Origin of the sequence: Flavipsychrobacter sp., assembly GCA_041392855.1 — a bacterium.
Taxonomy (GTDB): domain Bacteria; phylum Bacteroidota; class Bacteroidia; order Chitinophagales; family Chitinophagaceae; genus UBA5543.
Genome location: JAWKLD010000001.1, coordinates 1,492,205 through 1,506,030 on the forward strand (window position 1 = coordinate 1,492,205; position 13,826 = coordinate 1,506,030).

Consider the following 13,826-nt stretch of genomic DNA (forward strand, 5'->3'; position numbering starts at 1 on the left):
AAAACCTTTATATAATCAATTGAAGTATATAATAACCCAAAATACAAAGTACAATAATGATAAGTACTGCTATCAAGCCCCATTTATTGTCTTTATAGTGCTTTTTATGACGGTACTTCTCCTTCCTAAGCTCATATTGCAACTTATGGTTGATCTTCTGTGTCAACTCCTGCACCTCTTGTGAGGACATATCAGCTAGCCCATCTACAGCGTCACTCTCCATACCTTCGTCGGATAGATACAATTCTACTTCACGCACCTCTTCTTCCGAAAGCTTGCCGGCCAAATACGCCTCAAGCTTTTCTTCGGATAGTAGTCCGTCAGCATTACTCCATATATCATTTATATCACTCATGATTGCCGCCATTATTTCGGCGTTCAATTATTAGTTTCTTTAAATTTCTTTTCCCATTCTGGATATAGCTTTTCACTTGCTTGAACGTATAGCCATACCTTGTCATTATATCTTGATAGCTCTTCTTTTCAAGATAGAACATTTTAACACATTCTCGCTGCCCCTCATCCAACTCTTCAATAGCTACCTTCATTTGTGTCAACTCTGCTTCTTGCTTATATAACTCCGCCTCACTGGCAGGCATATCAGCAGGCAGGTCATAAAAAGCATCTATCGCCCTTTCTTGTTTATTATCTCTTAGCACCTGAAAGCAGTGGTTGCGCATCAATATATACAGCCAACCTTTAAAATTCTTTATTTCTCCTGATGGTAAAGAAGTGAGCACCTTCAGAAACACTTGTTGCACAGCATCTGCTGAAGCATCCTTATCTTTTAAGTATTTGATACCAACACCGAGTAGCAAAGTCGTATAACGCTCTAGTAAAACACCCAACCATTTGTTATCATTGGCCTTTCTATGTAGGGCAATGATCTCATCATCAGTAAGGTTAATATCTCTATCTTTTGCTATCAAATCAAAAAGAAGGTTCTCTATAAAGATGCAATAAAAAATACTTTCCATAAAAGAAGACACTACATAAATTGTTCTTCCCAATAGACTAACAACCAATGAGGTATTCTTCAAAAATCATTATCTTGTAATAATAAACCGCTAACATATGACCGCTTTACGCCAAATAGTTTTCATTTGCCTGCTCTGCATTGCCTCTTTTACCAGCTATGCTCAGTATGGACTGATGGCGTATGAGCTACCGGGATCAATACTTCGTTTTGAGGTAGGCTATGTCAATTCAGCTTCTACGGCAGAATATTCAGGCAGGTTAAGATTATATGATAACGGCAACTACCTACAAGACAGTATGCATAGCCAAACTGTAGGAAGTACTGGTTATGGAATTTCCTTTGGCACGTTTATGCCTATAACAAGGCTGGGAAAAGTAAGTATGCTTACCTTATCCTTTACGGGCATGTATAACCAGATCAAATGGCAAAACATAGGAGAAGAGTTTTATCAGGGAACCAACTTAGCGATTAGTGGTAAGACCAGACAATTATCACTACCCATTGGTTTCGATTTCAAGTTTGGCTGCGATGCTACCATGAATAAGAACAATAGATTTTGTGCATCCATAGGAACAGGTTTTACTCCCACCTACTCTTTTACTGAAATGGAAGCACATAGTGTAGGTGTGGCTACAGTACATCCCTTTCTTCGATTTGAAGCAGGCGTACTTGCAGGACTTGCGATGAAACTAAGGGTCACCTATTCATTTCTTGACGTAGAGTACATGAAGCAGTTCAATACAAGTACGCTTGATGACAACCTAGCAGAATCATTCACACTAAAAGGAACGCCACCTGTTGCAATAAGCTTTATTATTATGCCGTTCTCTTGGGCATGGCAAAGACACGGATGGTGGGATACATATCATAGGCATAGATAAAAGAAACAACACCTTATTAATTGTATCCTGGCCTATGTCAGGATATTTTTTTGCAAAAAACTAAAACGATGAAACCGACTACACAAATATTAACGACCCCTAGGATGGTATTGGAAGAAATAACACCAGAAAGCCTAGCATATATAATGGCTAATAATACAGATGAAGAGATAAAGAATATTATGGGTTATGATGATGCTGGACTTGCTCTTGCTAAAGAAAGATTAGAGAAAGGGATGACCTACTATCACATCACATTCAAATACTGGTTATTAAAAGACAAAACAAATAATAATACCATAGGCACGTGTGGCTTCTACCGTGTATATCCTGATCATGACCGTGCTGAGATAGGCTATGTAATGACAGGCATCAGTTATCGTGAGCAAGGACTAATGAAAGAAGCTGCACAAAGAATATTGAAATATGGCTTTGAAGAGATGAAAATGCATAGAATAGAAGCCTTTGCAAGCCCCACCAACACCCCATCAATAAAAATACTTGAAGGACTGGGAATGAGCTATGAGGGTTTGATGAAAGAACATTTTCTAAAAAATGGCCTTTATGAAGATTCTGCCTGCTATGCTATCCTCAAAAGTGAGTACAAAACATCATAACACACATATTATTATATAATAGTTATATATACACTACTTGAGAAATAGGCTAAAAAAGCTACTTTTGCAGCATATTTTTCTTTACAAACTAGGTATTTCTATATATGAATTTTCAACTTACAGAAGAGCAGATTGCCGTACAGATGGCGGCTAGAGACTTTGCAAAGAACAGATTACTACCAGGTGTTATTGAGCGTGACGACCAGCAAAAGTTTCCTGCAGAGGAAGTAAAAGAGCTTGGAGAACTTGGCTTTATGGGCATGATGGTAGACCCAAAATATGGTGGTTCGGGGATGGACAGTGTCTCTTATGTTCTAGCAATGGAGGAGATCTCTAAGATAGATGCTTCAACATCTGTTTGTATGAGTGTAAACAACTCATTGGTATGCTGGGGATTAGAAACTTATGGTAACGAAGAACAAAAACAAAAATACCTTACAGAGTTAGCTAGTGGTCAAAAGATAGGAGCTTTTCTATTAAGTGAACCTGAAGCTGGTTCTGACGCTACATCGCAACGCACTACTGCTGAAGATGCAGGAGATCACTATATCCTTAATGGTACTAAGAACTGGATCACTAACGGTAGTACAGCGTCTTACTATTTAGTAATAGCACAAACATACCCTGAAAAAGGCCACAAAGGCATCAATGCACTTATTGTACATAAAGACTGGCCTGGTGTAACCGTTGGTGCTAAAGAGAATAAACTTGGTATTCGTGGTAGTGATACACACACCATTATGTTCCAAGATGTAAAGGTTCCTAAAGAGAACCGCATCGGTGAAGATGGCTTTGGTTTCAAATTTGCAATGAAAGTTTTAGCAGGTGGCCGTATCGGTATTGCTGCACAAGCATTAGGTATCGCAAGTGGCGCTTATGAATTAGCGCTTAAATACTCTAAAGAGCGTAAAGCTTTTGGTACAGAAATATCTAACCACCAAGCGGTTGCTTTCAAACTAGCAGACATGGCTACAGCAATTGAAGCGGCTCGTCTACTTTGCATCAAAGCTGCATGGACTAAAGACCAAGGTGAAGACTATACACTTTCTGCATCTATAGCTAAGCTTTATGCTTCTGAAATAGCGCAATGGGTAACTAACGAAGCAGTACAAATACATGGCGGTTATGGTTATGTAAAAGAATTCCACGTAGAGCGTTTGATGCGTGATGCTAAGATCACTCAGATATATGAAGGAACAAGTGAAGTACAGAAAATTGTGATCAGCAGAACAGTACTAAAAGACTAGTAAAGCACAATTAATATTTTAAAAGAGCTACACATTTAATGTAGCTCTTTTTTTGTTTAACTTTAATGTAAACCAACACCTATAAAATATGAAACCGCACAAAATCATTACCCTTCTTTTTGTTGCTATACTTCCTTTAATAGCAACTGCACAAAACCAACCTCAAATAAAAATAGGAACTAAAGGCATTCCTCACGGAGTAAATGAAACAGGCGTTGCTGAAACAATATCTGTGGCTAGCTTCGCTAAAGATGGGACACTACATGTTACCAAAGATAATAAAGTTTATACCATCGAAAGCTTTGAGATATCTATCCTCCCCAAAAAAGGAAATGATCTTATTGGTCCTTTAGTACTTAATGCAACAAGAGGGAATGGCAATATTAGCGACCTCAAAAATATGCCTGAAATAAAAAACTATAAGAGTGACGGTACACGTATTTTTATTGAACGACTAACCGCTTCTTGTGCTGACTGTACCGACATGAATACCATAACGGTAAAAGCCTTTAGCATAAACCTAAAAGAATAGACCTGACACACAAAAACTATAGAAATAATAAAGCCCCACATTGTGGGGCTTTATTATTTCTACCACGGTAGCTCTTCACCAAGATGCATGTACTTTCCTGTTGGCCCATCATCTGGCAATGTTGCTAACGCTACCGAAGTCTTAGCCCCCATTGTTATATCCATTGGCGCTTGCTCACCTCCCATATCAGTCTTCACCCATCCAGGATGCGCACTGTTCACTTTTATGTTTGTGTCTTTAAGTGATGCTGCCAAGTGTACTGTAAATTGATTCAATGCAGCCTTCGACGCATTGTAAGCAAATGGCTTAGAACCATATATTGGAGACTTCTCATCTCCATGCATCGTTAACGAACCTAATATAGACGACAGGTTAACTATTCTACCAGCCTCACTCTTCTTAATTAGTGGTAGCAACTGCTGTGTTGTATTCACTACGCCAAACAGGTTAGTATTGAAAGTATCTTGTAGATCAGCTACAGCTACTTCCTGTGTAGAGTCTCCATAAAAGCTTTCTCCTTGTATAATACCAGCATTGTTCACCAACACATCTAAATGACCATACTCTTGTTCAATAGTTTTGGCAACATTTTGTATGTCTTCATTTTTGGTCACATCAAGCTGTACTGCCTTTGCTTCTATATTTTCGTTAGCTAGCTCTTCTACAGCCTTATTGGCTTTATCTAAACTTCTTGCCCCTATCAAAACAACCATATCTTTCTTACCTAATTGTCTTGCAGTTTCGAGTCCTATGCCTTTATTGGCACCTGTTATTAATGCTACTTTTTTCATCTGTATGAGTTTTGTTGTTTCAGATGCAAGTCTAGAACTTATTGACGTTTTGGACATTATGGCGTTATTCAATTAATCTATAAGGTTGCTAAATGCCTTTCTATATTATCATACAGAAGAAAAACTGGTTACATCCTCCTCCTCAGGTCTAACAAATGATAAAAAATTGTTTTTATACCGATTAATACATGTACCTTTGCGCCCTATTAAATTTTAGTTCTTTATTAATGGCAACATTTTCAGACTTCCCACTTAGGGAAGAATTAGTTAGTGCCGTAACGGAAATGGGTTTTGAGACCCCGACGCCTATTCAAGAAAAGGTAATACCACATCTCACCTCACAACCTTCAGACATTATTGGCCTGGCACAGACAGGCACCGGCAAAACTGCCGCTTTTGGTCTTCCGCTATTGCACCACACCGATCCTGCACAGCAACATGTGCAAGCCCTGGTTTTAAGTCCTACACGTGAATTGTGTATGCAGATCCAGGAAGAGTTTATAAAGTATAGCAGTCATATGCGCGGTCTTCGTACCGTAGCTGTATATGGTGGCGTGCCTATAAGTGGGCAAATACGTGATGTAAAAAGAGGACCTCAAGTAATTGTGGCTACTCCGGGACGTCTTATAGACTTAATAGAACGTAAAGTGCTACATCTTGAGCAAGTAAAGTACATGGTACTGGACGAAGCCGATGAGATGTTGAACATGGGCTTTAGAGAGGATATTGAGTTTATTCTACAGAACACTACAGAGCGCGAACATACTTGGCTATTTTCTGCAACTATGTCTAACGATGTAAGACGCATTGCAAAGCGTTTTATGAGAGACCCTCAAGAGTTTGCAGTAGCTAAAGAGAATACTACTAACGAGAATATTGACCATCAATATTATGTTACACAGCATCATAACCGTTTCAACACACTACAAAGACTACTAGACTTTACCCCCGGTATCTATGGTGTAATATTTACACGTACCAAGCAAGATGCACATGATGTATCTGAACGATTGATGCGTATGGGCTACCATGTAAGTGCATTGCATGGAGATATGGACCAAAAAATGCGTAGCAAAGTAATGGAGCGTTTTAAAAACAGAACATTACAAGCTATTGTAGCAACGGATGTAGCAGCACGCGGTATTGACGTTAGTGACATTACACACGTCATCAACTACGAGCTACCAGACGATCCTGAAGTATATACTCACCGTAGTGGACGTACAGCACGTGCCGGCAAGTCTGGTATTTGTATGTCTATTACTTCTCCGAAAGAAATTTCGAGAATTCGCCAAATAGAGCGAATGATCAAAACGAAATTCAACAAGAGTGATATACCTGACGGTGCAGAAGTTGTTCGTAAAAGATTATTCTACTGTTTAGAGCAAATAGAAGCTGCTGAACCAAAAGATGATTTTGCTTCTATCTACCAATCTTCAATACACGAGCGTTTTGAGGATATGGATAAAGACGAGTTGATTCGTCGTCTATTATGGATGCAATTGAAAGAAACAATTGATGCATACCATAACGCCCAAGACCTGAATGCTAGTGCTGGAAAAGAAAGAAGTGGAGGTAGAGAACGTGGAGATAGCGTACGTCTCTTCATGAACATGGGTGAGAAAGACGGTATTAAAAGCCCTCAAGACCTGCTACAGTTTGTAACAGAGGCTAGCGATGTTGAGTCTAATATCATTCAAAGGATAACAATTAGAGAACTAAGCAGTTTCTTCAATGTGCCTTCTGATGCAGCAGACTTTATCATGGCCGCACTAAGCCAAAAGAAGCATAAAGGACGCAAAGTAAGGATAGAAGAGGCCGAACAGCGTGACAGAGACCGTTTCCGTGGAGGAAAAGGAGCAGAAGGTGGTGGCAAATCTAAAAGTGGTGGCAGAACAAGAAGCTTTGGCAACAGAGATGGTGGTAGAAAATATGCACAATCATCTGATAATAAGAGAGATAGCGGTCGCCAAAGAACCAGAAAGCGTACTAACAGATAAAATTTTAACATTTGTTATTTCTTTATATAAGCTAAAAGGTCGAAATTTGCACAAAATTCCGAGTTATGAGGATAGCAGTATTAATTTTATTGGTTTGTAGTTCTATATTGGCATCTGCCCAATCTAGAACGGACGCAGCTGGTAGGGTTATTTCTGATGACCCAATAGCAAAAGGCATAGCTAGTTATTATCACGATAAGTTTGTTGGAAGACAGACCTCTACAGGAGAGATCTTTGATAATAATAAATATACCGCTGCTAGTAACACACTTTCTTTAAACACCTATGTTAAGGTGACCAACCTTAAAAATGGTGAGTACATCTATGTACGTATCAATGACAGAATGCATAAAGACAACAAACGCCTTATAGACATGGCTAGTGTTTGTGCGAAGGAGTTGGGCTATCACTACGATGGCTTAGCCAAGGTAAAAGTAGAGGTTGTATCTAAAAAAGAAGGTCAGGAAGGTATATTAGCACAAAGAGCTAGTAGAAAGCAACACCAGCAGCCTGAAGACAATAACTTGTAAGAGATTTTCATTTATCATAAAAGCCGTAGCATACGCTACGGCTTTTTTTGTGCCCCTAATATTATTAATGTATCTTCTCAACATCATGATGCACCCCGCTATATATGTAGGAAAAACAGTAGCCAAAGGAAATGGCATGTTTACACTAAAAGCCTTAGCAGAAAATACTATTATAGAAGAATCTCCTGTGATTGTAATGTCTGCTGAAGAAAAACTATTATTAGACAAAACACTACTACACGACTATATTTTTGAATGGGAGCCTAACGGGCAACAACTATGTTGCATGGCGCAAGGTTACATCTCAGTCTACAACCATTCTAAAACAGCCAACTGTGAATACTTCATGGACTACGATAATGAAACCATGATGATAAAAACAATAAGGGCCGTAGCTGCTAATGAAGAACTATTGGTTAACTATAATGGCGATTGGGACAACAAAGACGATGTATGGTTTACACTAGATGATGAATAAACTCTAAAACGTCCAACCTCTCGAAAAAGGCATGATTAATAAACTAACCATAAGTTCACTTCCTGTAGATACATTTACACTAGGTAGAAAATTAGGGCCAAAAGTACCATGATAGTATCCCAACCCCTCTAATGCTGGTGCATTATCTGCATAAACCTGCTCACCAGTAAAGTAGGTTGCCCTCACTTTAAATGCTATACCCAGAAAGAAACCATACTCTGCTTTTATATATGGCCTTAATGAAGCTGCAGAAGGGATACCACCAAATATGCCCGGAGTATATATCTTAGGTGCCAAACCTACACCTAATGCAAACATACGACCTTTACTATTTTCCCTATCCCAAGTTGCCTCTGAACCAATCTTGTAATCTAAACTTAGTAGAAACCCTGCACAAGTATATTCTACTTCTCCAATATCGAGATGACTTCTACCACTGTTATCTGTATACTCTACAGAATAAGAACCTCCATCAGGTGTAAATTTCACAAGGTTAATCATTGTTCCAAAATCTATTCCCAAAGCTTGGTTGCGACCTAGTGATGCCAGACGCCCTGAGTGTCCCATATAGATACCCCAGTTATAGTTATTTTTAGCATTCTTATAATCTTCTATTTCTTTCCCGTCACGCTTGTAAGTTGTTTTTATAACTGCTCCACCGGCAATGCCTTTTGAAAAACCTATCTCAAGACCTTTATATTTAGTCAACATTGCATCCCAATCACCATATTGAGCTACTGTAGTTGTGCAAATAAAAAAAGAGAAAACAAATAGGGTTGCCTTTAGGTACTTTATCATCATATTAGAGTTAAGGTTGCGCAAATAAAGTATTTTTTTCTTTACTTTAAAAGCCCATCCATTGTATGATACTTTTATGAGCTGGAAAGAAGAAAATGACACATTAAACAGAACATTTACCTTCAAAGATTTTTCTGAAGCATTTGCCTTTATGACACGTGTTGCTATACTTGCTGAAAAGCACGATCACCACCCTAACTGGAGTAATGTTTGGAATACTGTTGAGATATCCCTGACAACACATGATGCAGGCAATGTCGTTACAGAAAAAGACAGAGCTTTAGCAAAAGACATTGACCAGTTACTATAAAACTACTCTACCCTAAACACGGGGTACTGTTTGTGGGTTTCCTCATAGTAAGGAGAGTTCTTATAAATAAAATCTAGCTGGGCAGCACCATTGTTTGCAAATGTAGAGTCTGCCTCCAACATAGCATTATACTTGTCTCTTAACACTTCATTATCCTTAACAAGTTGATAGGCTACATCTTCAAACACATAAGAGCTATAATGTTCTTTTTGTTGCAATACGGCATCAAAAAAGCCCCAAGCAAAAAAGGCGTCAGGTGCTTGCGGTTCCAATGTCTCCATGATGTACCTTTTTGCATACTGATTTGTTTTTATCACATAATCACCCCTCAATACTTTAACTGTTCTTGTCACTTTCTTAACCGTAACATTGCTGTGTAGATAATGCCCCTCGTATGGTGAAGATGTTGTGTTATAATCTTTAATGTAATAGACGCTCAATTCCATAACGGTATCTCTTTCTACTCTTCTCACACTTACTCCATTTAGCCTCATTTTCTCTATAATATTTTCCCAACCTTGCTTTAAGATATAAGCTTTAGGAGTGGTTACGTCTCTACTTACGTTGTAAGTATTATAATAAGGTACCTGCTTAGAATACGGCTTAGTTCTATCATAAAACAATCTTGGCTTTGACGACAAACTACTAGGTTCATATCTCCCTTCGTAGCCATCAAAATGAACCATATCATGCTGTGTGGTATCTAGAGTCCAGTCAAGAGGCAGCTGCTTGGCTTTAACGATATTATTCCTATCTCTTTTTCTAGTGGTCTGTATTTTATTGGCCTGCTCTGACGATACTTTTATGAAACTCAGCATTAAATCGTATGTAGCCGCTACCCTATCTTTAAAAGGTTTAAGCATATGCGTTTCGGTAACGAAGGAGTAGGTTTGAAATAACGCTCCAAAGCCACTGGCAAAACGTGGTGTTTCTATAAAAGCAGGCCAGCCATTATCCGGGGTCTTGCCCCAAACATTTACATAAGGAACAATATCATGCCCTCTCGAGTTCATATCTTCAAATATCAAGGACTCGAAACTGTCATGTAGAAATGCTCCCATTTCACCTCCTAGTTTGCTATGCTGTGTTGACAATAAACTAAGTGTATGCTGATAGTCGGCACCATTACTAACATGGTTATCAATAAAGACATCAGGATCTAACATGTGAAACAGCTTAATTAAAGTCTGTGTCTCCTTTGCATCCATCTTGATAAAATCTCTATTCAGATCGAGGTTTTTGGCATTACCTCTAAAGCCATATGCTGCCGGTCCATTCTGATTAGCTCTACTGAAACTATTTCTATTAAGTGCACCACCAATATTGAATACAGGTATTACAGCCAAGACAATATTCTTCGGCACTTTTACCTTTCCCATTGCTGCATCTCTAAGCAACATCATGCTTGCATCAATGCCGTCTGGTTCACCGGGATGTATACCGTTGTTTATAAGAATAATGATCCGTTCTTCTTTTTTCCAATCCTTAATATTCAGATTACCATCTTGGGTGTAGAATATTACATGCAAAGGGTAATAAGTATCGGTATTACCAATAGGATTTATTGATACATTTTTATACTTACCTGCCAGCTTTTTATAGTAATCAATTGCTTGCTTATAAGTTGCAGAACTATCTCCACCGCTTCTTTCAAAAACGGTAATAAGATCTTGTGCATAATTGCTAACAGAGCAAACTAAAAGCAGTAACAATAATAAAACCTTCTTCAACATATGTGTTATCATTCTGGTAGTTTGAATCAAGTTTAAACAAAAAATCTACCTGCAAAATAACAGGTAGATTCATCAGACAGTAGTCTGCTAAATGTTTTTATATAAAAATTTAAACAACGCGTTTGCTGTTTAATATTATAATACGAATCATGCTATACGGCTTACCCGAAAACTGATATAGTATGCTGGTTATCAACAGGCTTCTCTACTTGCGTAAATTTAGAAGGTGGAGTTGGACGACCTTGAGGACGTGGTAGACCACGCTTTGGTGTGCAAGAATCAACTACTAATGCTAGGGCGAATAAAACGCCTGAAATAAGTACAATCTTTCTCATGACTTGTGAATTTACTACGCAACTACGAAAAAAGCAATGGATAAACACTAAAAACTTATTGTAAACTAAAATCACATATTATTATCAAAAATGGGCTCAAATATTAATCTATAATTAAATCAATGCCCTAAAACCTTTAATCATATTAATATGCATTCCTATTAACACAACTTTATGACAATCAATCACCTAACTTTTCTGAACTTTATATTGTCTTATACAATAAGAGCTTGAATTAAGAGTTCTAATAAAAGATAAAAATTGGTGCTTCATTTACTTAGTATTTAAACTAATGTAAAAAATGGCCCGGCTTCTGCCGGGCCTGTTATATTTTAAGACCGATTGAACCTCTATTTCCCCCAGAGCATAATGTGAGCACCTGCGGGGTCTTGTATTAAACAGTAATAACCACCTTTACCATCACTTCTTTTCTCCCCTAGCACTTTTCCTCCCTCTTCAATGACAGCTTCCATACTTTGATCTATGCTTTCCACACCTACATACATCATCCACTGTGGAGGTATTGACGCATTAACCCCTTTGGCATGACAAACACCGGCAACTGTATCTCCGGTTTTAGGGTCGTTCATACAATAGTCTTCATATCCTCCCATATCAAAGCTCTGGACATCCCAGCCTACAACTTTATGGTAAAACTGACTTACAGAAGTTGCATCATCAATGGTCAAGTCCATCCATGCTACCTGGCCTACTTTTATATTGTTATCACTCATTATTTTGCATTTTAATTGGTTGTAAAGATTTATACAGCAGTAGTTGTAGGCAATACACTCTTCTTTCTAAGTATAGCTGCACATATTAATGAAATAATGAGCCCCACAGGAAACATTTCACCAAATGCTGTAAACAGATACCTAAGAATAAAAGTATTATACCAATCACCTATCTGATACTGAGCAAGCTCCTCTGCTGTAGCTCCGGCTTCTTTCATAGCTGTTACTTGCCCCTCATACATTTTGTTCGTCAAATCTACAGCTGACATACCTGACGAGCTAATAAAGATTTCCCAACCTATTGCATATATACAACTGGCTATCGCTGATATGATAAGGCCTATCAATAAAGCCTTACCAAAAGTTATAGCTCCTCCTTGCTCTTTATCCCTATAGCTTTTTATAGCTGGAAATATTACAGACAATGCCAATACCATAGAAGCGTAGCCTAGAAGCAAACTAGCTTCCATTTTACCCGCTTCTACTAAATACATACTAATAAGCATTACAGTAGCAACTATAGCACCAGCTACTATTCCGAACGTTAATACAATTTTTCTCATATCAATATTTTTTTGTGATGATACAAATGAACGACACTACGCCATTTTTCCATTCATACTTTAGTATGAATTACCCTATTCATAGGCATTTTCATCCTAAAGTAGTAGTGAGTTTATGGGATTATATGCAGCTCTTTTGCCTTTTGTACTGCTTGTGTTCTTCTTTTTACATCCAACTTCACATACAAATTAGCCGCATGTGTTTTCACTGTATTTAAAGATATAAAAAGCTTATCAGCTATTTCTTGATTGGATAAACCCTGAGACATCTGTTCCAATACATCATACTCTCTAGAGCTGATGCCTAGTTTTTCGATAAGGGCATCATTCTGTACATATTCTTGAGCAGGAACGGTAACCACTACCTCCTTAATAACCGTATCTGTTTTTCTTCTTATTATTTTGGTAGCTACCCATATACCTACAGCAGTAAACAAAACAGCAATTATACCTATATATACTTCCATACGCATATCATGTATGAGGTATTTATATTCGACCGCTTTTAGTAGAAAGGTCAACGCTGCTAGTGCCAAGCCATATATTACTATAGTTTTCCGCATGCGTAGGGCAAAAATAGAAGATATTTTGAAAATTCTTGGCTAATAAGGCGATGGCTTGCGTTCCTCAAAACGCTTCTTTTCTTCATTCCATATAAAGATATAGGGATGACAATAAGCACAGGCAACGTTATAAAAACCAGTTTTTGATCCATATAAGGAGCTTTCTTCATCTTCTCTCAAAGGAGGATTCGTTATTAACATTCGACTATCCTTAAAGTGCTCATAACCCAGAGAAGCGCTTGGTGCATTATATATTTTACCTGTTTTTACGTCTATAAGCACAGCTGCTTGGCAAGGTGAGCCACAGCCCCAATACACAAAGCGATAATGTCCAGCAAAATTAACAGGCTCTTTATAGCCATTTCTTATTTTGGTCCTATAACTCCAGAAATTACTATCTTCTCTTTTCAGTTGGAGTAGAGGCCTTTTACCTTTATATATCTCTCCCACTTTAAAGTCTGAGAAATTGATATATGGTTCAAACTTTACCTCAGCTTGCTTAATGCTTTCATAGTCCACTGTGTCATGCCCCCAAACCATAAAACTCTCCCCTTCCAGCAAAACAATCGTTTCTGGCTCTTTTATCTCAATGGCTGTGTCTATACTACCTACCTCTTCATTGGTATTAGATACACAAGACGACAAAAAGAGACAGCCTATTATCAGATTTTTCATAGTAGTTATATGTATTTACAATATAGCTATTGCTCCTCAACTATTGACTGGTAAAAATGT

General features: G+C 38.0%; 18 protein-coding genes. 8 read left to right on the forward strand and 10 right to left on the reverse strand.

The window, feature by feature from the left end:
- Nucleotides 1–7: 7 nt before the first annotated feature.
- Both R2800_07010 and R2800_07015 read right to left on the reverse strand, forming a co-directional pair.
- Nucleotides 8–355, reverse strand: coding sequence for a hypothetical protein (locus R2800_07010; GenBank protein MEZ5016783.1), 348 nt, complete (start codon nucleotides 353–355; stop codon nucleotides 8–10).
- Nucleotides 348–977 carry a sigma-70 family RNA polymerase sigma factor gene (locus tag R2800_07015; protein ID MEZ5016784.1) on the reverse strand — a complete coding sequence of 210 codons (630 nt, stop codon included), beginning with the start codon at nucleotides 975–977 and terminating at the stop codon, nucleotides 348–350. Before R2800_07015 ends, R2800_07010 begins: the two co-directional genes overlap by 8 nt.
- Nucleotides 978–1,074: 97 nt before the next feature.
- Between R2800_07015 and R2800_07020 the strand changes: the two genes are divergently transcribed.
- The 4 genes from R2800_07020 to R2800_07035 all read left to right on the forward strand — a co-directional run bounded on the left by R2800_07020 (nucleotide 1,075) and on the right by R2800_07035 (nucleotide 4,256).
- A complete protein-coding gene (locus R2800_07020) occupies nucleotides 1,075–1,860 on the forward strand; it encodes a hypothetical protein (GenBank protein MEZ5016785.1) in 786 nt (261 codons plus the stop codon).
- Nucleotides 1,861–1,928: 68 nt separating this feature from the next.
- Nucleotides 1,929–2,477 (forward strand): GNAT family protein, encoded by a 549-nt coding sequence (locus tag R2800_07025; GenBank protein ID MEZ5016786.1) that lies wholly within the window; start codon nucleotides 1,929–1,931, stop codon nucleotides 2,475–2,477.
- Nucleotides 2,478–2,581: 104 nt separating this feature from the next.
- On the forward strand, nucleotides 2,582–3,724 hold the full coding sequence (locus R2800_07030; protein ID MEZ5016787.1) for an acyl-CoA dehydrogenase: 1,143 nt from the start codon (nucleotides 2,582–2,584) through the stop codon (nucleotides 3,722–3,724).
- 88 nt (nucleotides 3,725–3,812) lie between these two features.
- On the forward strand, nucleotides 3,813–4,256 hold the full coding sequence (locus R2800_07035) for a hypothetical protein (protein MEZ5016788.1): 444 nt from the start codon (nucleotides 3,813–3,815) through the stop codon (nucleotides 4,254–4,256).
- Between the two features lie 59 nt (nucleotides 4,257–4,315).
- On the opposite strand, the gene R2800_07040 is transcribed toward R2800_07035, so the two are convergent.
- Nucleotides 4,316–5,047, reverse strand: a complete 732-nt coding sequence (locus R2800_07040) for an SDR family oxidoreductase (protein MEZ5016789.1) — start codon at nucleotides 5,045–5,047, stop codon at nucleotides 4,316–4,318.
- A gap of 227 nt (nucleotides 5,048–5,274) precedes the next feature.
- Here R2800_07040 and R2800_07045 point away from each other — a divergent pair, with 227 nt between their 5' ends.
- The 3 genes from R2800_07045 to R2800_07055 all read left to right on the forward strand — a co-directional run bounded on the left by R2800_07045 (nucleotide 5,275) and on the right by R2800_07055 (nucleotide 8,055).
- Nucleotides 5,275–7,047: a DEAD/DEAH box helicase gene (locus tag R2800_07045; GenBank protein ID MEZ5016790.1), complete on the forward strand. Its 1,773-nt coding sequence runs from the start codon at nucleotides 5,275–5,277 to the stop codon at nucleotides 7,045–7,047.
- Nucleotides 7,048–7,112: 65 nt separating this feature from the next.
- Nucleotides 7,113–7,577 carry a septal ring lytic transglycosylase RlpA family protein gene (locus tag R2800_07050; protein ID MEZ5016791.1) on the forward strand — a complete coding sequence of 155 codons (465 nt, stop codon included), beginning with the start codon at nucleotides 7,113–7,115 and terminating at the stop codon, nucleotides 7,575–7,577.
- Between the two features lie 67 nt (nucleotides 7,578–7,644).
- Nucleotides 7,645–8,055 carry an SET domain-containing protein-lysine N-methyltransferase gene (locus R2800_07055; GenBank protein ID MEZ5016792.1) on the forward strand — a complete coding sequence of 137 codons (411 nt, stop codon included), beginning with the start codon at nucleotides 7,645–7,647 and terminating at the stop codon, nucleotides 8,053–8,055.
- 3 nt (nucleotides 8,056–8,058) lie between these two features.
- On the opposite strand, the gene R2800_07060 is transcribed toward R2800_07055, so the two are convergent.
- Nucleotides 8,059–8,856, reverse strand: a complete 798-nt coding sequence (locus R2800_07060) for a hypothetical protein (GenBank protein MEZ5016793.1) — start codon at nucleotides 8,854–8,856, stop codon at nucleotides 8,059–8,061.
- Nucleotides 8,857–8,929: 73 nt separating this feature from the next.
- Between R2800_07060 and R2800_07065 the strand changes: the two genes are divergently transcribed.
- On the forward strand, nucleotides 8,930–9,163 hold the full coding sequence (locus R2800_07065) for a 4a-hydroxytetrahydrobiopterin dehydratase (protein MEZ5016794.1): 234 nt from the start codon (nucleotides 8,930–8,932) through the stop codon (nucleotides 9,161–9,163).
- A gap of 2 nt (nucleotides 9,164–9,165) precedes the next feature.
- On the opposite strand, the gene R2800_07070 is transcribed toward R2800_07065, so the two are convergent.
- From R2800_07070 to R2800_07095, 6 genes are all read right to left on the reverse strand, one after another.
- Nucleotides 9,166–10,896, reverse strand: a complete 1,731-nt coding sequence (locus R2800_07070) for a hypothetical protein (GenBank protein MEZ5016795.1) — start codon at nucleotides 10,894–10,896, stop codon at nucleotides 9,166–9,168.
- A 161-nt stretch (nucleotides 10,897–11,057) separates the two neighbouring features.
- The gene (locus tag R2800_07075) at nucleotides 11,058–11,231 is read right to left on the reverse strand and encodes a hypothetical protein (protein ID MEZ5016796.1); all 174 of its coding nucleotides are present in this window, start codon (nucleotides 11,229–11,231) and stop codon (nucleotides 11,058–11,060) included.
- A gap of 350 nt (nucleotides 11,232–11,581) precedes the next feature.
- Nucleotides 11,582–11,965, reverse strand: a complete 384-nt coding sequence (locus tag R2800_07080) for a VOC family protein (protein MEZ5016797.1) — start codon at nucleotides 11,963–11,965, stop codon at nucleotides 11,582–11,584.
- Nucleotides 11,966–11,994: 29 nt separating this feature from the next.
- Entirely contained in the window at nucleotides 11,995–12,528 is a 534-nt protein-coding gene (locus R2800_07085; protein MEZ5016798.1) for a DUF4199 domain-containing protein, read from the reverse strand.
- Between the two features lie 113 nt (nucleotides 12,529–12,641).
- Nucleotides 12,642–13,091, reverse strand: a complete 450-nt coding sequence (locus R2800_07090; protein MEZ5016799.1) for a LuxR C-terminal-related transcriptional regulator — start codon at nucleotides 13,089–13,091, stop codon at nucleotides 12,642–12,644.
- A 39-nt stretch (nucleotides 13,092–13,130) separates the two neighbouring features.
- Nucleotides 13,131–13,766: a hypothetical protein gene (locus R2800_07095; protein ID MEZ5016800.1), complete on the reverse strand. Its 636-nt coding sequence runs from the start codon at nucleotides 13,764–13,766 to the stop codon at nucleotides 13,131–13,133.
- Nucleotides 13,767–13,826: the final 60 nt, after the last annotated feature.